This window comes from Bradyrhizobium sp. McL0616, from assembly GCF_049993385.1.
Taxonomy (GTDB): Bacteria; Pseudomonadota; Alphaproteobacteria; order Rhizobiales; family Xanthobacteraceae; genus Bradyrhizobium.
Map to the genome: position 1 here is coordinate 2,297,692 of NZ_CP188255.1, position 18,032 is coordinate 2,315,723.

The 18,032-nt window shown below is 63.8% G+C and carries 19 protein-coding genes; 15 read left to right on the plus strand and 4 right to left on the minus strand.

The window, feature by feature from the left end; all coding sequences use genetic code 11:
* Positions 1 to 2 precede the first annotated feature (2 nt).
* From ACPPVR_RS11110 to ACPPVR_RS11140, 7 genes are all read left to right on the plus strand, one after another.
* Positions 3 to 974 (plus strand): threonine dehydratase, encoded by a 972-nt coding sequence (locus tag ACPPVR_RS11110; protein ID WP_426614261.1) that lies wholly within the window; start codon positions 3 to 5, stop codon positions 972 to 974.
* 22 nt (positions 975 to 996) lie between these two features.
* On the plus strand, positions 997 to 1,539 hold the full coding sequence (ilvN, locus tag ACPPVR_RS11115) for an acetolactate synthase small subunit (RefSeq protein ID WP_007613340.1): 543 nt from the start codon (positions 997 to 999) through the stop codon (positions 1,537 to 1,539).
* Between the two features lie 3 nt (positions 1,540 to 1,542).
* A complete protein-coding gene (locus ACPPVR_RS11120; protein WP_426614262.1) occupies positions 1,543 to 2,232 on the plus strand; it encodes a class I SAM-dependent methyltransferase in 690 nt (229 codons plus the stop codon).
* A 65-nt stretch (positions 2,233 to 2,297) separates the two neighbouring features.
* The gene (locus ACPPVR_RS11125; protein WP_426614263.1) at positions 2,298 to 3,173 is read left to right on the plus strand and encodes an EamA family transporter; all 876 of its coding nucleotides are present in this window, start codon (positions 2,298 to 2,300) and stop codon (positions 3,171 to 3,173) included.
* Positions 3,174 to 3,180: 7 nt separating this feature from the next.
* Positions 3,181 to 3,783, plus strand: a complete 603-nt coding sequence (locus tag ACPPVR_RS11130) for a LysE family translocator (RefSeq protein ID WP_426614264.1) — start codon at positions 3,181 to 3,183, stop codon at positions 3,781 to 3,783.
* 132 nt (positions 3,784 to 3,915) lie between these two features.
* Entirely contained in the window at positions 3,916 to 4,935 is a 1,020-nt protein-coding gene (ilvC, locus tag ACPPVR_RS11135) for a ketol-acid reductoisomerase (RefSeq protein ID WP_426614265.1), read from the plus strand.
* A 514-nt stretch (positions 4,936 to 5,449) separates the two neighbouring features.
* Entirely contained in the window at positions 5,450 to 6,301 is an 852-nt protein-coding gene (locus ACPPVR_RS11140; RefSeq protein ID WP_426614266.1) for an SDR family oxidoreductase, read from the plus strand.
* 9 nt (positions 6,302 to 6,310) lie between these two features.
* On the opposite strand, the gene ACPPVR_RS11145 is transcribed toward ACPPVR_RS11140, so the two are convergent.
* On the minus strand, positions 6,311 to 6,868 hold the full coding sequence (locus ACPPVR_RS11145) for a hypothetical protein (protein ID WP_426614267.1): 558 nt from the start codon (positions 6,866 to 6,868) through the stop codon (positions 6,311 to 6,313).
* Positions 6,869 to 7,036: 168 nt separating this feature from the next.
* On the opposite strand from ACPPVR_RS11145, the gene ACPPVR_RS11150 reads away from it, so the two are divergent.
* The 3 genes from ACPPVR_RS11150 to ACPPVR_RS11160 all read left to right on the plus strand — a co-directional run bounded on the left by ACPPVR_RS11150 (position 7,037) and on the right by ACPPVR_RS11160 (position 10,074).
* Positions 7,037 to 7,690, plus strand: coding sequence for a TetR/AcrR family transcriptional regulator (locus tag ACPPVR_RS11150; RefSeq protein WP_426614268.1), 654 nt, complete (start codon positions 7,037 to 7,039; stop codon positions 7,688 to 7,690).
* A 191-nt stretch (positions 7,691 to 7,881) separates the two neighbouring features.
* Complete coding sequence (locus ACPPVR_RS11155) at positions 7,882 to 9,594, plus strand: LTA synthase family protein (RefSeq protein ID WP_426614269.1); 1,713 nt, start codon at positions 7,882 to 7,884, stop codon at positions 9,592 to 9,594.
* A 93-nt stretch (positions 9,595 to 9,687) separates the two neighbouring features.
* Positions 9,688 to 10,074, plus strand: a complete 387-nt coding sequence (locus ACPPVR_RS11160; RefSeq protein ID WP_426614270.1) for a rhodanese-like domain-containing protein — start codon at positions 9,688 to 9,690, stop codon at positions 10,072 to 10,074.
* 55 nt (positions 10,075 to 10,129) lie between these two features.
* Here the strand turns inward: ACPPVR_RS11160 and ACPPVR_RS11165 are convergent, their stop codons facing one another.
* Together ACPPVR_RS11165 and ACPPVR_RS11170 are read right to left on the minus strand one after the other, a co-directional pair.
* Positions 10,130 to 11,689: a glycine betaine ABC transporter substrate-binding protein gene (locus tag ACPPVR_RS11165; RefSeq protein WP_426614271.1), complete on the minus strand. Its 1,560-nt coding sequence runs from the start codon at positions 11,687 to 11,689 to the stop codon at positions 10,130 to 10,132.
* Positions 11,686 to 12,468, minus strand: a complete 783-nt coding sequence (locus ACPPVR_RS11170; protein ID WP_426614272.1) for an ATP-binding cassette domain-containing protein — start codon at positions 12,466 to 12,468, stop codon at positions 11,686 to 11,688. The genes ACPPVR_RS11165 and ACPPVR_RS11170 overlap by 4 nt, the downstream gene beginning before the upstream one ends.
* A gap of 145 nt (positions 12,469 to 12,613) precedes the next feature.
* Here ACPPVR_RS11170 and ACPPVR_RS11175 point away from each other — a divergent pair, with 145 nt between their 5' ends.
* Together ACPPVR_RS11175 and ACPPVR_RS11180 are read left to right on the plus strand one after the other, a co-directional pair.
* The gene (locus tag ACPPVR_RS11175) at positions 12,614 to 13,432 is read left to right on the plus strand and encodes an ABC transporter ATP-binding protein (RefSeq protein WP_426614273.1); all 819 of its coding nucleotides are present in this window, start codon (positions 12,614 to 12,616) and stop codon (positions 13,430 to 13,432) included.
* Positions 13,432 to 14,220, plus strand: coding sequence for an ABC transporter permease (locus ACPPVR_RS11180; protein WP_426614274.1), 789 nt, complete (start codon positions 13,432 to 13,434; stop codon positions 14,218 to 14,220). The genes ACPPVR_RS11175 and ACPPVR_RS11180 overlap by 1 nt, the downstream gene beginning before the upstream one ends.
* Positions 14,221 to 14,261: 41 nt before the next feature.
* Here the strand turns inward: ACPPVR_RS11180 and ACPPVR_RS11185 are convergent, their stop codons facing one another.
* Positions 14,262 to 14,711 (minus strand): cupin domain-containing protein, encoded by a 450-nt coding sequence (locus ACPPVR_RS11185; protein ID WP_426614275.1) that lies wholly within the window; start codon positions 14,709 to 14,711, stop codon positions 14,262 to 14,264.
* Between the two features lie 138 nt (positions 14,712 to 14,849).
* Between ACPPVR_RS11185 and ACPPVR_RS11190 the strand changes: the two genes are divergently transcribed.
* From ACPPVR_RS11190 to ACPPVR_RS11200, 3 genes are all read left to right on the plus strand, one after another.
* On the plus strand, positions 14,850 to 15,878 hold the full coding sequence (locus ACPPVR_RS11190; RefSeq protein WP_426614276.1) for an ABC transporter substrate-binding protein: 1,029 nt from the start codon (positions 14,850 to 14,852) through the stop codon (positions 15,876 to 15,878).
* Between the two features lie 29 nt (positions 15,879 to 15,907).
* Positions 15,908 to 16,612 (plus strand): NUDIX hydrolase, encoded by a 705-nt coding sequence (locus ACPPVR_RS11195; RefSeq protein ID WP_426614277.1) that lies wholly within the window; start codon positions 15,908 to 15,910, stop codon positions 16,610 to 16,612.
* Between the two features lie 95 nt (positions 16,613 to 16,707).
* Positions 16,708 to 18,030, plus strand: coding sequence for an ABC transporter substrate-binding protein (locus ACPPVR_RS11200; RefSeq protein ID WP_426614278.1), 1,323 nt, complete (start codon positions 16,708 to 16,710; stop codon positions 18,028 to 18,030).
* Positions 18,031 to 18,032 lie beyond the last annotated feature (2 nt).

Here is an 18,032-nt window from a genome sequence, read left to right on the forward strand (position 1 = left end):
TCATGTTCGACCTGAACGAGCTCGAGCGTGCACATGCGATCGTGGGGCAGGCGGTGACGGCAACGCCGGCGCATGCCTGGCCCTTGCTGGCCGAGCGGCTCGGCACGCAAGTTCTGGTCAAGCACGAGAACCACACGCCGATCGGCGCTTTCAAGGTGCGCGGCGGGCTGGTCTATCTCGAGCGGCTGAAGCGCGAGCGGCCGAACGTTCCAGGCATCATCTCGGCGACGCGCGGCAATCACGGTCAGAGCCTCGCATTCGCGGCAAGCCGTCACGGCGTGCCGGCGGTGATCTACGTGCCGCGCGGCAACTCGGTCGAGAAGAACCGCGCGATGAAGACCTTTGGCGCCGAGCTGGTCGAGCATGGCGAGGATTTTCAGGCTGCGCGTGAGGAAGCCGGGCGTCACGCGCAATTCGCCGGGCTTCATATGGTGCCCTCGTTCCACCCGGATCTGGTTCTGGGCGTGGCGACCTACGCGCTCGAGCTGTTCCGCTCCGCGCCCGATCTTGACATTCTCTATGTGCCGATCGGGCAGGGCTCTGGCATCTGCGGCTGCATCATGGCGCGCGACCTGCTCGGCTTGAAAACCGAGATCGTCGGCGTGCAGTCGACGGAAGCGCCGTCCTATGCGCTGTCGTTCGCAGCCGGAAAGGTCGTGACGACCGAGACCAGCAACACGCTCGCCGACGGCATGGCGACGCGGATTCCGGATCCGGAAGCGCTCACCATCATCCGCAAGGGCGCCTCGCGCATCGTAGAGGTCACCGACGACGAGGTCGCCGCCGCGATCCGCGCCTACTGGACCGACACGCATAATCTCGCCGAAGGCGCCGGCGCTGCCGCGCTCGCCGCGGCACTTCAGGAAAAGACAAAACTGCAAGGCAAGCGCGTCGGTCTCGTGCTGTCCGGCGGCAACATCGATTTCGATCTGTTCCGCCAGTGGGTCGGAACGGGCGCGCCGGCGACGGCGTGACGAGAGAATAGAGGGGACGACAATGAACCAGCCGGCATCCGCCTACTTCATCGAAGAGCGTCACGATCCCAACGAGACGCACACGCTTTCGGTGCTCGTGCAGAACGAGCCCGGCGTGCTCGCGCGCGTCATCGGCTTGTTCTCCGGCCGCGGCTACAACATCGAGAGCCTCACTGTCTCCGAGACCGAGAGCCAGAAGCATCTGTCGCGCATCACCATCGTCACCACCGGCACGCCGATGGTGATCGAGCAGATCAAGCATCAGCTCGACCGTATGATCCCGGTCTATCGCGTCGTCGACATGACGCTGACCAAGCGTTCAATCGAGCGCGAGCTTGCGATGGTGAAGGTGCGCGGCCAGGGCGAGCATCGCGTCGAGGCGCTGCGGTTGGCCGACGCGTTCCGCGCCCGCGTAATCGACGCCACCACCGAGAGCTTCGTGTTCGAGATCACAGGCAATACGGACAAGATCAATCAGTTTATCGACCTGATGCGCCCGCTCGGCCTTGTCGAGGTGTCGCGCACCGGCGTTGCCGCGATCGGCCGCGGGCCTGAAGGGATGTGAGCCATGCTGGCGCGCGACTGGTACTATAACGAGCGGAACCGGATGGGCATCGAGCCCGCGGTGGCATCGATCTATGATGCCCACGACGATGCCGATTTGCGCGCGCGCGCCGCACTGAAAATGCTCGAGGTCCAGCGCGGCTGGCGCATCGCCGATATCGGATGCGGTAACGGCGTGCTGGCGACCGAAGCCGCGCTGATGGGAGCGCAGGTCGACGCCATCGACATCTCGCCGGCGATGCTGGCGCTGGCCGAGATCTATGCGCGCGACCGCAAGGCAAAGGTCGCGACGCAGTCGGCGGGCCTCCTCAGCTTCGCCTACCAGCCGGAATCCTATGACCTGATCGTCAGCGAATTCACGCTGCACCATCTGCCGGATTTCTGGAAGGCGGTGGCGATGTCGCGGATCTATCGTGCGCTGAAGCCGGGCGCGAGCTTCTATCTGCGCGACATCGTTTATGTCTCGATGCCCGATGCCGTCGAGCGCGACGTCGATCAATGGGCCGAGTTCCAGACCAAGAACCACGATTTCTCGCGCGAGAGCGTGGTGATGCATATGCGCGACGAATATTCCACCTTCGGCTGGGTCATGGAGCGGATGCTGACCGATGTCGGCTTCACGCTGGTTTCGGCCGACTATCACGCGCCGATGCACGGCACGTATCTCCTGCGCAAACCCAATTCTTCCATGTAACGGCCGGCGAGCAAGACGATACCAGAACAACAGGGCTGCACGACAAGGCAGAACCGGGAACAACAATGAAGCCGGCCGATATCTTCATCGCCATCCTGGTGGCGATCATCTGGGGGCTTGCCTTCGTGGCGAGCCGGATCGCGCTCGACGAGTTTTCGCCGGAGCTGATGACGGCGATGCGCTTCATGATTGCCGCGGTGCCCTGCCTGTTCGTCCGCAAACCGAAAATCGCCTGGTCGCTCCTGATCGCGATCAGCTTCACGCTGTTTTTAGGCCAGTTCCTGAGCCAGGCCTACGGCATCGCCCATGGCGTGCCGGTGGGACTGACCTCCGTAGTCGTGCAGAGCCAAGCGCTGTTCACGATCGGCCTTGCCGCGCTCGCGTTCGGTGAACGGCCGACGCAGGCGCAGACGTTGGGCGTCGTCATCGCGGCGATCGGCTTGCTGATGATCTGCGGCACCGTCGGTTATGATTTCAGCGTCGGTGCCTTTGCTGTGCTGATGATCGCGCCCCTCAGTTTTGCCGTCGGCAACATTCTGCTGCGCGGGGCCCGGGGCGTGCCAATGTTCGACCTGTTTGCCTGGCTCTGCCTCGTCACCGCAGTGCCGCTGTTCGTGCTGGCGCTGCTCGTCAACGGGCCGGCGCCGACCTGGCAGTCGCTGATCCACATGTCGCTCACTGGTCTGATCTGCCTGCTGGTGATCGGCGCCATCTCGACCAGCATCGCCTATTGGCTGTGGGGCCGGTTGCTGCGCGACTATCCGGCTGCGCAAGTGGTGCCGTTCGCGCTGCTGGTGCCGTTCGTCGGCTCCGCCGCGTCCAGCATCGTGTTCGGCGAGCGGTTCGGGCCGTTGCGTCTCGCAGGCATGCTGACCGTCATCGGCGGCATTGCGGTGATGGTGCTGGTCAAGCGGCCGCAGCCGCTTGCGAAGATCGCGTGAGGTGACCATGTCCCAGTCGCTGCTCTATGCCTTCATCATCTTCGCCCTCGTGATGTTCTTCACACCGGGCCCGAACAACATCATGCTGCTGTCGTCGGGGCTGACTTACGGCTTCCGCCGCACCATCCCGCACATTGCCGGCATCACCATCGGCTTCGCCTTCATGGTCGGCGCCGTCGGTCTCGGGCTCGGCACGGTGTTTTTGGCCTATCCGATCCTCCAGAGCATTTTGAAATATGCGGGCGCCGCCTACCTGATTTACCTCGCCGCAATGATCGCCTTCTCCGGCGCGGCCAAGCCGGGCGAGGGGGATGGCCGCGGCCCGATGACCTTCTGGGGCGCCGCCATGTTCCAGTGGATCAACGCCAAAGGCTGGGTGATCGTGATCGGCACCATCACGGCCTATGCGGCGATTGCCCAGTTCCCGATCAACATCGCGATTCAGACCCTGATCAGCCTGCTCGTGGGCACGGTCTCGACCGTGGTGTGGGCCTTTTTCGGCACTGCACTGCGGCCAGTCCTGACCTCCGAGCGGCTGGTCCGCGCCTTCAACATCGTGATGGCGGTCCTGCTGCTCGCCTCCCTCTACCCCGTTTTCATGGATGCATGATGTCGCGGATTTCCATGCAGAAACGGGTTTCCTTAAGGGGCCAAAATGCTCTAGACAGCCCCCGAAATCCGCAAATTTCACCTTTCGGACACCGACCTTTGGCCGATTCTGGCCCTGAATGAGGAAACGACTATGCGTGTTTATTACGATCGCGACGCCGACCTGAACCTGATCAAGGGCAAGAAGGTCGTCATCGTCGGCTATGGCAGCCAGGGCCACGCCCACGCGCTGAACCTCAAGGACTCCGGCGTTAAGGAGGTGGCGATTGCGCTGCGCAAAGACTCGGGCTCGGTCAAGAAGGCGGAAGCCGCCGGCTTCAAGGTGATGGAAGTCGCCGAAGCTGCCAAATGGGGCGACCTCGTCATGATGCTGACCCCGGACGAGCTCCAGGGCGACATCTATCGCGAGCACCTGCACGACAACATGAAGAAGGGCGCAGCGCTCGTCTTCGCGCACGGCCTCAACGTCCACTTCAACCTGCTCGATCCCCGCTCCGACCTCGACGTGCTGATGATCGCGCCGAAGGGCCCCGGCCACACCGTGCGCTCGGAGTATCAGCGCGGCGGCGGCGTGCCCTGCCTGATCGCGATCGCCAAGGACGTCTCGGGCAATGCCCATGACCTCGGCCTGTCCTACGCCTCCGCCGTTGGTGGTGGCCGCGCCGGCATCATCGAGACCAGCTTCAAGGAAGAGTGCGAGACCGACCTGTTCGGCGAGCAGGTCGTGCTCTGCGGCGGCCTGGTCGAGCTGATCAAGGCCGGTTACGAGACCCTGGTCGAGGCCGGCTACGCGCCGGAGATGGCCTATTTCGAGTGCCTGCACGAAGTGAAGCTGATCGTCGACCTGATCTATGAAGGCGGCATCGCCAACATGAACTACTCGATCTCCAACACCGCAGAATACGGCGAGTACGTCACCGGTCCGCGCATCGTTACCGCCGAGACCAAGGCCGAGATGAAGCGCGTTCTCGCCGACATCCAGGGCGGCAAGTTTGCCCGCGACTGGATGCTCGAGAACAAGGTCAACCAGACCTCGTTCAAGGCGACCCGCGCCAAGCTCGCCGCGCACCCGATCGAGGAAGTCGGCGCCAAGCTGCGCGACATGATGCCCTGGATCAAGAAGGGCGCGCTGGTCGACAAGTCGAAGAACTGACGGCATCGCCGTCATTCCGGGGGCGCGACTTCATCGCTTCCCGGAATGACGGGTGAAGCAAATGCTTCGCTCGCCAAACTAATTCTTAAACCTTCGCGACTATTTCTGAGCGAGACCGCAACAGCGGTCTCGCTCTTTCTTTCTCGCGCGAAGCATTGCTGCTTCATTCAAATTCTTCGCGCGTTGAAGCGCCCTCTGAGCACAAAGAACTGACGCTTAAACCACATTCTTGGCCTCGCGTCGTTTCTCAGAGTTTCCCGCAAGCTTCAAATCGTCAAAACATCAGTCTGTTCAAAGTCCAAGATTCGACTCTTCATCTGTTGTCTCATCGCGATCAATCTTGTCGCGTGACGTTCGGTGGGCGCTTCATCCTAAGAACCGACATATGCTGCACCTTCTTGCCGAGCGTCACTCGCGTAAAATCGTGGTCTGTGCCCGGACTGAGAATTGGGCAGCATTGCGCGACAGCGCCTTCCTCCTACATGATCGCCGGAACTATTGGGGGGAACGACTAATGCGATCTGTTGTCATCACCGGCGCGTCCACCGGCATCGGTTGGGCCATTGCAAAACTCCTGATCGGGCGCGGCTATCGCGTCTTCGGCAGCGTTCGTAAGCAGGCCGACGCCGATCGGCTCACCGGCGAATTCGGCGCCAATTTCACGCCGCTGCTGTTCGACGTCACCGAAGAGGCCGCGGTGCTGGCCGCCGCGCGCCAGGTCCGCGAGGCGCTGGGCGGCGAGACGCTTGCGGGCCTCGTCAACAATGCCGGCGTCGCTGTCGCCGGTCCCGTGCTCGAAATGTCGGCCGACGATTTCCGCCGTCAAATGGACATCAACGTCATCGGCCCGGTCATCGCGACGCAGGCTTTTGGTCCGCTGCTCGGCGCGGACCCGTCGCTGAAGGGGCCGAAGGGCCGGATAGTGATGATCAGCTCGGTCGCGGGCAAGAACGGCAACCCATTGTCGGCGCCTTATTGCGCTTCCAAGCACGCCATCGAGGGCCTGTCGGAGAGCCTGCGCCGCGAGCTGATGCTGTTCGGCATTGACGTCGTCATCGTCGCCCCTGGTGCGGTGAAGACGCCGATCTGGAGCAAGGCGGAGCAGTTCGATCTCTCAGTCTACCAGAAGTCGCCCTACCTGCCCGCGCTCAACAAGGTCATGGCCTTCATGATGAAGCTCGGCGAGACCGGCCTCCCGGCCGAGCGGATCGCCGAGGTGGTCTTCGAGGCGCTCACGGCGGCGAGGCCCAAGGTTCGCTACCAGATCACGCCGGACCGGATGCGACACCTGATGACTGCCACGCTGCCCAAGCGCGCGGTCGACCGCATCATCGCCAAGCGGCTCGGGCTGCTGCCGCAGGGCTGAAGCGGCCGCTTAGCTTGCAGCGGCCGTCCGTCCGCGCGGGTGGGCGGCCATCGCGATCAGCCGCAGCGCCACCACGGCGAGTAGCGGAATGAGGAACACGGCATAGAGCGGCATCGTCGGCACGCGCTTGCCGAACGACACCATGAACTGGAACCAGAGATAGTAGCCGCCGACGAGGTGCAGCGTGCGCCAGGCCTGCGGCCCGAGCAGCGCGGCGGTGCGGTCGAACGAGGTCGCGCTCATGGCAATGATGATGGCATAGCCGATGCCGCCGAAGATGTAGGAGGCAGCCGAAGTGGCGTCCGCGAAGCCCGCCGGATCCATTTTAGCGAACGCGACGATCGCGCCTGCGTGGATGGCGTGGGAGGCTGCGAAGCTCAGGCCCAGATAACGGCGGTTGCGGCGCTGCCAGCGCGTCCAGGCGCTGGGCCACAGCCGCGCCAGCGCCGCGGCGCCGAAGGCGAGGCAGAACAGCAGCAGCGAGCTCCGCGCCGTGAAGCGGATCACCATCCGCACGCCGTCGACCTCGAACTGCCGCATCGAGGCGATCCACAGGCTGAGGGCCATCAGGCTCAAGGTGAGGACGGCAAGCAGCCGCCAGCCTTCGAACCAGCCTTGACGTGCGACATGATGATCTCCTCGGTTATGTAATCATCGATTACATTTGGGGCGAACCCCATCGTCAACGGTGTAATCGCCGATTACATTCACGTTCGGGTGATGCTAGAAGGCTTTATGCCCGCCCGTCAGCCAGCTAAGCCCCGCGTCCGTCGTCAAACACAGGAAGACCGGCCCTATCATCACGGTGATCTCCGCCGGGTGCTGATCGATGCTGCGCTGCAACTGGCAGCCGAGGGTGCCGAAGTCTCGGTGCGCGAGGCCGCGCGCCGCGCCGCGGTGTCGCCGGGAGCACCGTTCCGGCACTTCCCCAACCGCGACGCGCTGATGGCCGCAGTAGCCGGGGAGGCGCAGCGGCGCTTCCGCGTCGAGATCGAGGCGGCGCTGGCAGACGCTCCGCCCGCCGAGCCGCTGGCCCGCTTCCGCTCCTTCGGCCTCGCCTATGTGCGCTGGGCCATGCGCAATCCGGCGCATTTCGAGATCATCTCCACCGGGCGATATTTTGCCCATGGCAGCTCGGCCGAACTGACGCGGGACAATGCCGAGGTGATCGCGCTGACTGAGCGGATGCTGGCTGAAGCGGCAGAGCAGGGCTTGCTCCGGTCAGCTGACCTCAAGCGTATCCAGATCGCCGGCCGCGCCTTGGTCTACGGCTTTGCCCGGATGAACCTCGATGGTCACTTTCCGCGCTGGGGGGTGGAGGAGGGCGAGGTCGAGCAGATGGCAGAGGGGGTGATCGACCTGTTCATCGCGGGGATCGTCAAGCGCTAGCGTCGCTCGCCGTGCGGCCCTTCGCCGCCCGCTAACATTAAGCGAAGGTCGGGTCGCCACACGCGTTGCTTGTCCGTGACCGTTCAATTACAGTTTTATGACACGGTGCAGGCTTTCCGGCTGCTCCGAACGTCGCTGGTGCTCCAGTCGGCTTGGCATCACCGCCCCGGACCAGAAGTTGCGTGTCGTCAATGGCGTCCGCGCCCAATCCAGGTCCTTCTGCCGCCACCGCCGTGCTGGCGAGCGTTGCCGCGCTCGGCATCTGGCGCTTGCTCGCTGTTGCCGCGCCGCACCTTGCAGCCATTGGTCTGATGTACGAGACCGAGACCGATTTCGGCTCGCGCCTCTCCTTCGTACTCGCCTGGGGCATCCTCAACTTCTTCTGGATCACGCTCTTGCGGCGGCCGGCGCTGTCGGGCGCGCTGTCGCTGACGATGGTCGTTGTGCTTGTCCTGCTGTCGCGGCTCAAGCACGACGTCGTGCAGATGACGGTCAACTTCATCGACCTGATGATGATCGACCGCGACACCGTTGCGTTCCTGTTCACGATCTTCCCGAACCTGCGCTGGTCGGTGATCGGGGCCGGCCTCGTCACGCTGCCGCTGATGTACGCGCTGTGGTGGCTCGATCCGTTTCGCATCCGACGCCTGCCGGCACTCGCCGCCATGCTTGCCTGTGTAGCCGCGATGGTCGGCTATTCCGTCTACCATCCCGATGAGGCATGGCGCGGTTATTACGACGACGGCTATCTCTCGAAATTCTTTCGCTCCGGCGTCAGCGCGGTCTCCGACTTCGCGCAGTACGGCTTCATGGAGTCGGCGGCCTCGACCAACGAGCGGCTCAACATGCCGCTGGTCGATGCCTGCCATCCCGCCGGCCGGCGGCCGAACATCATCATGGTCCATGATGAATCGAGCTTCGACATCCGCGCCGCGCAGGGCATCAAGGTGCCGCCCGGCTATGGCAGTCACTTCAAGTCCTTGGACGGCAAGCAGCGTACGTTCCTGGCCGAGAGCAATGGCGGGCCGAGCTGGTTCACTGAATACAATGTGCTCGCTGGTCTCTCCTCGCGCTCGTTCGGCCGTTTCGCCTATTTCGTGACGCGCATTGCGTCTGGCCGCGTTGAGCGCGGCCTGCCGCTGGCGCTCCGGCGCTGCGGCTACGACACCATGTCGCTGTATCCGGCCTATGGCGGCTTCATGGGCGCGCGCAGCTTTCAGGTGACGACCGGAGTCGAGCGCTTCTTCGACTCGAAGGATCTCGGCGCCAAGGATGTCGAACCCGACAGCTTCTTCTACGACAAGGCGCTCCGGCTGATGGGCGAGCGCACGCCCAACAAGCCGCTGTTCACCTTCATCTATCTCGGTGCCAATCATTTCCCCTGGGAGACGCGTTTCCGGCCCGAGTTGCTGCCGAACTGGCGCGCGCCGGGCAACACGCCCTCCATCGACGAATATCTGCGCCGACAGGCGATGAGCGCAGAGCAGTACAAGGCTTTCATCGCCGGACTGAAGAAGACGTTCCCGGGCGAGCCGTTCCTGATCGTGCGCTATGGCGACCATCAGCCGGAATTCGCGCCGCAGATCCTCGAGCCCGGGCTCGACGAAGGCGCCATCGGCAAGAAGCTCGACCAATACGATCCGCGTCTCTACGCAACCTATTACGCGATCGACGCCGTTAATTTCGAGCCGGTGAAAAGCGACGCTGTGATGGACACGATCGACGGCCCCTATCTGCCGCTGGTGATCCAGGAAGCCGCCGGCATTCCGCTCGATCCGTCCTTCGCCGAGCAGAAGGAGATCATGCTCCGCTGCAAGGGCATGTTCTACGCTTGCAAAGACGGCGCCGAAGCGCGGCGGCTGAACCGGCTGCTGATCAATGCGGGGATGATCCGGGGGCTTTAGCTGCGCGCATCCTCCTCCGAACGAAGGACGCGATGGACGACGAGGCCGGCTAAGGGGAGCGTTCAATCAACCGCTAACCCTTAGGAGAAGAAATTGCCAATTTCCGTGAAACAGATGATGGAGGCCGCCAACGCGGTCGTGACGAAGATCACTCCGGCCCAGGCCAAGGAAATGATCAGGAAGGGTAACGCGCTCGTGCTCGACGTGCGCGATGCGCCGGAAATCGAGAAGAGCGGCAAGATTCATGGCGCGTTGAATATTTCCCGCGGCATGCTGGAGTTCCGTGCCGATCCGGATTCGCCCTATCACGACAAGGCCTTCGCCAAGGACAAGACTGTGATTCTTTATTGCGCCTCCGGCGGTCGTTCCGCTCTCGCAGGTAAGGTGCTTCACGACATGGGCTACGGCCAGGTCTACAACGTCGGTGGCTTCAAGGATTGGGTCGACGCCGGGGGCGCGATCGAGAAGCCGGTCATGTAGGGATAGCAAGGTGGCGTGCGCGGGAGAGCGCCAGGCGTTGCGAGATAGTATCGTCCTAGCGCCCGCCAACTTTCCCCCATAGCCACTTCGCCACGGCGTCTGGCGATGAGTTCGCATCGTTACCGGCTGCGCGCAGGTTTGCTTCGCGCATGGTGGCGATATCGATCTTCCCCAGCAACGGCTTCAGCGCCTCCTTAAGCTGCTCGTCATCGGCCCGCTTGGGCGCGAGCAGCAGGATCGCGTCGTAAGGCGGGATCGCATGCCTGGGATCGTCGAGCGCGACCAGATCGTATTTTGCGATCAGCCCGTCGCTGGTATAGCCCGCGATCACGTCGACCTCGCCGCTGGCGACCGCGGCATACATGAAGTCCGGTTGCATCTGGCGTTGCGCGCGGAACTGAAGGCCGTAGGCCTTTTGCAACGCGGCCCATTCGGGCCGCGAGAAGAATTCGTAGTCGCCGGCGATCGACAGGGTCGGCGCATGTGCCGCGAGATCGGCGATGGTGCGGATACCTAGCGCCTCGGCGCGCTGCTTCGGGATCACCAGCGCATAGGCGTTCTCGAAGCCGAGCTCGCCGAGCAGGGTGATCTTTTCCTTGGCGAGCGCCGTCTTCAGCTCGGCCAACAGCTCCGCGCGCGGCTTGATGTCGGTGCGGTGCAACTGGTTGGCCCAGAGCGTGCCGGAATAATCGATGTAGAGATCGATATCGCCGGCTTTCAACGCCTCGAAGATCACGCTCGAACCGAGACCCGATCGCGCCGTGGCGGAGAGACCAGCCGCCTGGAGGCGATCCCTGAGCAGGGCCGACAGCACATATTGTTCGGCAAAGGTCTTGGCGCCGACTACGTAGCCGGACGACGAGCGGCCCATCGACGGCACCAGAGTTGCGGCCACGAGCGCTGCGATGCCGACGGCACCGAGCGCGCTGTGCGGGCGGCTGTTGCGACGCAGGCCGCTTTCGATCAGGCCGAGCAGTTGATCGACGGCGAGTGCGAGCAAGGCGGAGGCAAAGCAGCCGAACAGCACGAACACCCAGTTCTGGGTCTGCAATCCTGCGAAGATGTAGTTGCCGAGGCTGGTCTGGCCGATCGGGGTCGACAGCGTCGCGGTGCCGATCACCCACACCGCGGCGGTGCGGATGCCGGCCATCATCACTGGCAGGGCCAACGGGAGTTCGACCATCACCAGCGACTGCCGCGCGGTCATGCCGACTCCCTTGGCTGCTTCGATCAGCGCCGGGTCGATGCCGTTCAGCCCGGTGATGCCGTTGCGCAGCACCGGCAGCATCGAATAGAGCGCGAGTGCGAGCACCGCTGGCAGGAAACCGAACGCCGAGAAGGAGACACCGAACCAGGTGAGTGTCACGGAAGCCAGCGCGAGCAGCAGCGGATAAAACAACGCGAGCAGTGCCAGTCCCGGGACCGTCTGCACGATGCTGGCGAGAGCAAGCAGGATGCTTCGCGGGGCGGGACGGTTGCGCGTCAGGATCGCCAGCGGCAGGCTGACGGTGAGGCCGAGCGCGAGCGCGGCAAGGCTCACCCGCACATGGTTGCCGAGATAGTCGGGCAGATGCGACAGCGCCTCTCCCCAGCGCGGATCGGAGAACAGGTTCATGCCGCACCGCTCTGCGGCAGCAGCGCGTTCAGCCGCTCGACCTGGCGTCGCGGCGTCCGCAGCAGCTCCAGCACATAGGCGTCGCTGCTGTTCGAGAGCTCCGCCGGCGTGCCCTGCGCCAGCAGCTTTCCGCTGCGCATCACCGCAATGCGGTCGGCGAGCACGATCGCTTCCGTCATGTCATGGGTGATCATCACGGTGGTCAGGCCGAGCTTGCGGTGCAGGTCACGAAAATCGTCGCCGAGGGCGTCGCGGGTGAGCGGATCGAGCGCGCCGAACGGCTCGTCCATCAGCACGATCCGAGGTTTTGCGGCGAGCGCGCGCGCGACGCCGACGCGCTGGCGCTGGCCACCGGAGAGCGCTTCCGGGAGGCGGTCGCGATGCGCGGTCCGGTCGAGCTGCACGAGCTCGAGCAGCTCGTCGACGCGCGCAGTGATGTCCGCCGCCGGCTGGCCGAGCAGCTTTGGCGTAATTCCGATATTGTCGGCAACGCTCAAATGCGGGAAAAGCCCGCCGCTCTGGAAGACGTAGCCGATCCGGCGCCGCAGCGCGACGGGATCGACGTTCTGCACGTCCTCGCCCTCGACCGTAATGGTGCCGCCGTCGGCTTCGATCAGCCGGTTGGCGAGCCGCAGCAGCGTCGTCTTGCCCGAGCCCGAGCCGCCGACGATGGCCACAAACTCGCCCTCGGCGATGTCGAGCGACACGCCGTCCACGGCCTTGAGGGCGCCGAAGCTCTTGGTGACGTGTGCATAGCCAATCATCGGCCTGGAAGGCATTGGGCTGGGGCTCACTCTTCTCTTACCCTTCCCTTCCTGCGGAGGGTAAGGGCACAGCAAGCCCTATGCGTATCACGCTTGTCCGGTTGATTGAACTTGGCCGCGCGAGAGGCTAAGGCATCGGTCCGGGTTCGGGAGGAAACACATGTCAACGCCCACGGCAGTGGCGCTGGAAGATGCCAAGGTTGCGTTCCGGCTGGGGGACGGGCGGGTCTATACGGCGGTGGAGAAGGCGCATCTCGCGATCGGCCAGGGTGAGTTCGTCGCGATCGTCGGCCCGACCGGCTGCGGGAAATCCACGCTGCTCAACGTTGCCGCGGGCCTGCTCAAGCCGGCCGCCGGCAGCGTCAAGATCTTCGACCGGCCGCTCGCTGGGTTGAACCGGGACGCCGGCTACCTGTTCCAGGCCGATGCGCTGTTCCCCTGGAAGACCGCGCTCGACAATGTCGCGATCGGGCTCGAGATCAGGGGCACGCCCCGCGCCGAGGCGCTGCCGCGCGCGCAGAAATGGCTGACATCGGTCGGCCTGGGCGCCTTCGCCAACCGTTACCCGCACATGCTCTCGGGCGGCCAGCGCAAGCGCGTGGCCCTGGCGCAGGTGCTGATCCGCGACCCAAAAATCCTGTTGATGGACGAGCCGTTCGGGCCGCTCGACGCGCAGACCCGGCAAGTCATGGGCAATCTGCTGCTCGACCTCTGGAACGCCGACCGCAAGGCCGTGCTGTTTGTGACCCATGATCTCGAAGAGGCGATCGCGCTCGCCGACCGCGTCGTGATCATGTCGGCGGGGCCGTCCTCGCGCATCATCGGCGACTGGCGCGTGACGCTGCCGCGTCCGCGCGACATCTTCGAGGTGCGGCTGGACAAGGAGTTCCATGCGCTGCATCGCGAGATCTGGAGCGTGCTCAAGGACGAGGTGATGAAGGGCTACGCGCAATCCACCCACGCGGTGGAGGCGGTCTGATGTCGCGCGTGACGCTGCTTGCGCTGCAAGTCCTGGTCGCCGTCGTCTGCATCGTGCTGTGGCAGTTGCTGTCGACCGTTCCGATCTTCGGCAAAATCCTGCTGCCGCCGTTCTTCTTCTCCAACCCGATCGATGTGTTCGAGCAGATCGTCAAATGGTTCTGGAGCGGCGTGATCTGGAAGCATCTCGCCATCACCTTGTGGGAATCCATTCTGGCCTTCGTAATCGGCTCGCTCAGCGGCGTGCTGGTCGGGTTCTGGTTCGCGCGGCAGCCGATTGTCGCTGCGGTATTCGACCCCTATGTCAAGATGGCGAACGCTTTGCCCCGCGTGGTGCTGGCGCCGATCTTCGCGCTGTGGTTGGGGCTGGGCATCTGGTCCAAGGTCGCGCTCGGCGTGACGCTGGTGTTCTTCATCGTGTTCTTCAACGTCTATCAGGGCGTCAAGGAAGTCAGCCGCACCGTGCTCGACAACGGCCGCATGCTCGGCATGAGCGAGGGACAGTTGATGCGGCACGTCTATTGGCCGTCGGCGCTGTCGTGGATGTTCTCGTCACTGCACACTTCGGTCGGCTTCGCCGTGGTCGGCGCCGTCGTCGGCGAATATCTGGGATCGGCCGCAGGCCTCGGCTATCTGATCCAGCAGGCCGAAGGTGTGTTCGACGTCGCCGGTGTGTTCGCCGGCATGTTCGTGTTGTCGGCCTTCGTGATCCTGATCGATTATGGAGTTACGCTGGTGGAGCGGCGCTTGCTGGTGTGGCGGCCGACGGCTGTGGATGGCCGCGGCTAGCGGCAACGGGGCCCCCGCGCGTGGCGCGAGCCCCGGATCGCTCAGTCCAGCAGCTTGGTATCGTCCGGGGCCTGCGGCGGCGTCTTGATCGCGATCGCCTTGACCTGTCCGCTGATCGGCTTGGTGCCGCCATGCGGCGTGCCCTTGGGGATGATGACGAGGTCGCCCGGCTTCACCGTCACTTCCTTGTCGCCGAGCCAGATCGTCCCGGTCCCGTCCAGGATATACTGGATCTCGTTGGTGTTGGGATGCATGTGCTTGGGCACATTGCCGAGCTGGATCGAGATGGTGGCGCCGTCGGCGGTCATGAACGTCTTGGAGCGGAAGCCGACCTTGTTGGCCTCCCCCAGCGCGTCGCCTTCCATCTCACCGGTATGGATGATCTGCGGGGCGATGCTCTCGGCGGCGAGCGCCGGCCTCAGCACATGGGTTGCGCCGCATCCGGCGGCAAAGGCGGTGGCGATCGACAGCCCGATTGCAAGGCGATTCATGGATGATCCTCCCCATCAAAAATGGTTGTTGTTCGCGCATGCTATTGCGTCAAAAGGCTGATGGCCAGTGCACTTAGGCGGTGCTTCTCAAGCCAGTCCCGCTGCTCTATGGTGCCGCCAGCCGAACGGAGGAAACCAATGAAGAACACGATTGCCAGGCTCGCCGGCGCGTTGCTCGCGCTGACGCTCACCACCGGTCTTGCCGCGGCGCAAAGCAAGGTGACTGTCGCGATCGGCGGCGGGGCCTGCCTGTGCTATTTGCCGACGGTGCTGGCCAAGCAGCTCGGCGAATACGACAAGGCCGGCCTCAATGTCGAACTGGTCGACCTCAAGGGCGGCTCGGACGCGCTCAAGGCCGTGCTCGGCGGCAGCGCCGATGTCGTCTCCGGCTATTTCGACCATTGCGTCAATCTGGCCGCCAAGAAGCAGGAGCTTCAAGCCTTCGTGGTCTATGACCGCTATCCCGGCCTCGTGCTGGTGGTCTCGCCCTCGCACACCAACGAAATCAAGTCGATCAAGGATCTCGCCGGCAAGAAGGTCGGCGTCAGCGCGCCCGGCTCTTCCACCGACTTCTTCCTGAAGTATCTGCTGAAGAAGAACGGAGTTGATCCCGCCAGCACCGCCGTGATCGGCGTCGGCCTCGGCGCCACCGCTGTCGCCGCGATGGAGCAGGGGCAGATCGACGCGGCCGTGATGCTCGACCCCTCCGTCACCGTGCTCCAGGGCAGCCATGCGGACCTGCGCATCCTCAGCGACACCCGCACGCAAAAGGACACGCTCGAGACGTTCGGCGGCGAATATCCGGGCGGCGCGCTGTACTCGACCGCGGCCTGGGTCAATGGCCACGAGAAGGAAGTGCAGGCGCTCACCAATGCGATCCTGGGCACGCTCGCGTGGATCCATTCGCATTCGCCCGAGGAGGTGATGGCGAAGATGCCGGAGGAGATGGTCGGCAAGAACAAGGACCTCTATCTCGCCGCGCTGAAGAACACGATCCCGATGTTCTCCGAGACCGGCAAGATGGATCCGAAGGGCGCGGACGCCGTGCTAGCGGTGTTCAGCGTCGGTTCGCCGGAGGTGGCGAGCGCCAAGATCGACGTCAGCAAGACCTTTACCAACAAATACGTCGAACAGGCGAAGAAGACCACTGGGATGAACGCCAAATAGCTGACGCGATCTCGAAGTAATCAGGCGTCATGACCTCATCGACCATTCATCGCGTCACGACGCTTGATCTTGCCGTTCGCCCGGTCGTCTGGCCGTTTGCGGAAGAGCGCCGCGCCGAGATCGAGGCGTATTTCGCCGAGAAGCAGCGCGAGCGGCCAAAGATCTGGAACGGCCGAATCCTGCTCGGGCGCGATGCCGTCTTCACGGACGGCCATCTCGCCGCGACCTATTTCGAGACCGACTTCGCAAGCTTCCTTGCCTGGCGCGACTGGGGCTTTCCCGATCCTGCCGTGTTCAACGGTTTCGGCATGGGCGCGCTACGTACCTCCGACGGAGCGTTCGTGATGGGCGAGATGGCCCACCACACCGTCAATGGGGGACGCATCTATTTCCCCTCGGGCACGCCCGACCTCGACGACGTCAGGGACGGCACGCTCGACATTCCCGGCAGCGTTGTCCGCGAGATCGAGGAGGAGACCGGCTTGATCCCTGCCGATTACGCGGCGGAGGCGGAATGGCACTGCGTCGTCACCGGCCAGGCGATTGCGATGATGCAGATTCTCAACCTGGACATGCCGGGTGAGGTGGCGCGCGCCCGGATCGAAGCCAATCTGGCTGACCAGGCCGAGCCTGAGCTGTCGGCCATCCATCTCGTGCGCGGAATGGATGATGTGACGCCGACCATGCCGCGATTTGTCACTGCCTTCATCGCGCAGCAGTTCGCTTCGAGGTGACGCGCGAGGCTTGACATCGCTTCGCTCAGCCCATGTGATGGGCGAAAAAGCAAAAGCAACAGAATTGCAATGCACAATCGTCCAGGGAGGTTTAGATGCGCCTGCGCATGGCTGCCCGCTTGGTCCATGGGCTGTTGATCGCGATTGCGGCGATGGGCTTGGCGATGTCCGCCAAGGCTCAAGAGAAGGCTCAAGACAAGAAAATCAAGATCGGCGTGATTTTCGACCTGACCGGCCCGCTCGCGGGCGGCGGCTCCGAGCTCGAATATCTCGGCACCAAGATCATCCTCGACCATTTCAGCAAGACCGGCGTCGAGGGCTACAAGGTCGAGGCGGTCTATGCCGACGCGCAGAGCAAGCCCGACATCGCCATCAACGAATCCGTCCGCCTGCTCGAGCAGGAGAAGGTCGACATGGTGCTCGGCTTCTTCTCCTCGGCGCAATGCGTGCCGGTTGCAGCGCGCGTCGAGCAGCTCAAGAAGTTCATGTGGATGACGACCTGCATCTCGTCGTCTGTGTTCGCCGACAAGAACTACAAATACGTGTTCCGCCCGCAGGCGAGCGGCGACCAGTTCGGCATGATGACGATGGATTTCATCGCCCAGAACGCCAAGGAGAAGTTCGGCAAGGAGCCGGCTGACCTGCGTGTCGCCATCATTCACGAGGACGGCGCCTATGGCGTCGACGTCTCCAAGGGCAACGAGGCCGGCGCCAGGAAGGCAGGCTTCAACGTCGTGCTGAAGGAAGGCTATTCGGCGACCGCGCCCGATCTGTCCGCACTGGTGACCAAGCTGAAGCGCGCCAAGCCGGACGTGATCTTCCACACCGGCTACAATCCCGACATCACGCTGTTGTTGCGCCAGGCCCGCGAGCAGGGCCTGAAGTTCGGCGCGCTGATGGGGCATGGCGCGGGCTACGGTGTCTACGAGAAGCTGAAGGAGGGCATGGGCGCGGACGCCACCTATCTCTTCGATACCGATCCGATCTCGATCTGGCTCGCCAACCAGAAGACCATGGATCCGAAGCTGTCGCCCGTGATCAAGATGGTTGGTGAGGAGTTCGACAAGATCAGGCCCGGCGTTGCGATCCGCTCGGCCCATGTCGGCATCGGCGCGTCCAACACCTACGTGTTCATGAATGACGTGCTGCCGCGCGCGATCAAAAAGTATGGTGGCGTCGATCCCGACGCGCTGCGCAAGGCCGCGCTCGACACCGACATCCCCGAGGGTGGCACCATGCTCGGCTTCGGCGTCAAGTTCTACGGCGAGGGCACGCCGATGGCGGGACAGAACGAGCGCTCGTTCCCGGTCGTGATCCAGTATATCGACGACAAATCCTCGGTGGTGTGGCCGAAGAGCCAGGCGCAGCGCGAGGCCGTGCTGCCGCTGCCGAAAGGCACCACCTACAGCAACCAGTAGCG

Coding starts and splice junctions, on each gene's coding strand:
- ACPPVR_RS11110 (WP_426614261.1), top strand. CDS start 3: ATGTTCGACCTGAACGAGCTCGAGCGTGCACATGCGATCGTGGGGCAG.
- ilvN (WP_007613340.1), top strand. CDS start 997: ATGAACCAGCCGGCATCCGCCTACTTCATCGAAGAGCGTCACGATCCC.
- ACPPVR_RS11120 (WP_426614262.1), top strand. CDS start 1,543: ATGCTGGCGCGCGACTGGTACTATAACGAGCGGAACCGGATGGGCATC.
- ACPPVR_RS11125 (WP_426614263.1), top strand. CDS start 2,298: ATGAAGCCGGCCGATATCTTCATCGCCATCCTGGTGGCGATCATCTGG.
- ACPPVR_RS11130 (WP_426614264.1), top strand. CDS start 3,181: ATGTCCCAGTCGCTGCTCTATGCCTTCATCATCTTCGCCCTCGTGATG.
- ilvC (WP_426614265.1), top strand. CDS start 3,916: ATGCGTGTTTATTACGATCGCGACGCCGACCTGAACCTGATCAAGGGC.
- ACPPVR_RS11140 (WP_426614266.1), top strand. CDS start 5,450: ATGCGATCTGTTGTCATCACCGGCGCGTCCACCGGCATCGGTTGGGCC.
- ACPPVR_RS11145 (WP_426614267.1), bottom strand. CDS start 6,868: ATGGCCCTCAGCCTGTGGATCGCCTCGATGCGGCAGTTCGAGGTCGAC.
- ACPPVR_RS11150 (WP_426614268.1), top strand. CDS start 7,037: ATGCCCGCCCGTCAGCCAGCTAAGCCCCGCGTCCGTCGTCAAACACAG.
- ACPPVR_RS11155 (WP_426614269.1), top strand. CDS start 7,882: ATGGCGTCCGCGCCCAATCCAGGTCCTTCTGCCGCCACCGCCGTGCTG.
- ACPPVR_RS11165 (WP_426614271.1), bottom strand. CDS start 11,689: ATGAACCTGTTCTCCGATCCGCGCTGGGGAGAGGCGCTGTCGCATCTG.
- ACPPVR_RS11170 (WP_426614272.1), bottom strand. CDS start 12,468: ATGCCTTCCAGGCCGATGATTGGCTATGCACACGTCACCAAGAGCTTC.
- ACPPVR_RS11175 (WP_426614273.1), top strand. CDS start 12,614: ATGTCAACGCCCACGGCAGTGGCGCTGGAAGATGCCAAGGTTGCGTTC.
- ACPPVR_RS11180 (WP_426614274.1), top strand. CDS start 13,432: ATGTCGCGCGTGACGCTGCTTGCGCTGCAAGTCCTGGTCGCCGTCGTC.
- ACPPVR_RS11185 (WP_426614275.1), bottom strand. CDS start 14,711: ATGAATCGCCTTGCAATCGGGCTGTCGATCGCCACCGCCTTTGCCGCC.
- ACPPVR_RS11190 (WP_426614276.1), top strand. CDS start 14,850: ATGAAGAACACGATTGCCAGGCTCGCCGGCGCGTTGCTCGCGCTGACG.
- ACPPVR_RS11195 (WP_426614277.1), top strand. CDS start 15,908: ATGACCTCATCGACCATTCATCGCGTCACGACGCTTGATCTTGCCGTT.
- ACPPVR_RS11200 (WP_426614278.1), top strand. CDS start 16,708: ATGCGCCTGCGCATGGCTGCCCGCTTGGTCCATGGGCTGTTGATCGCG.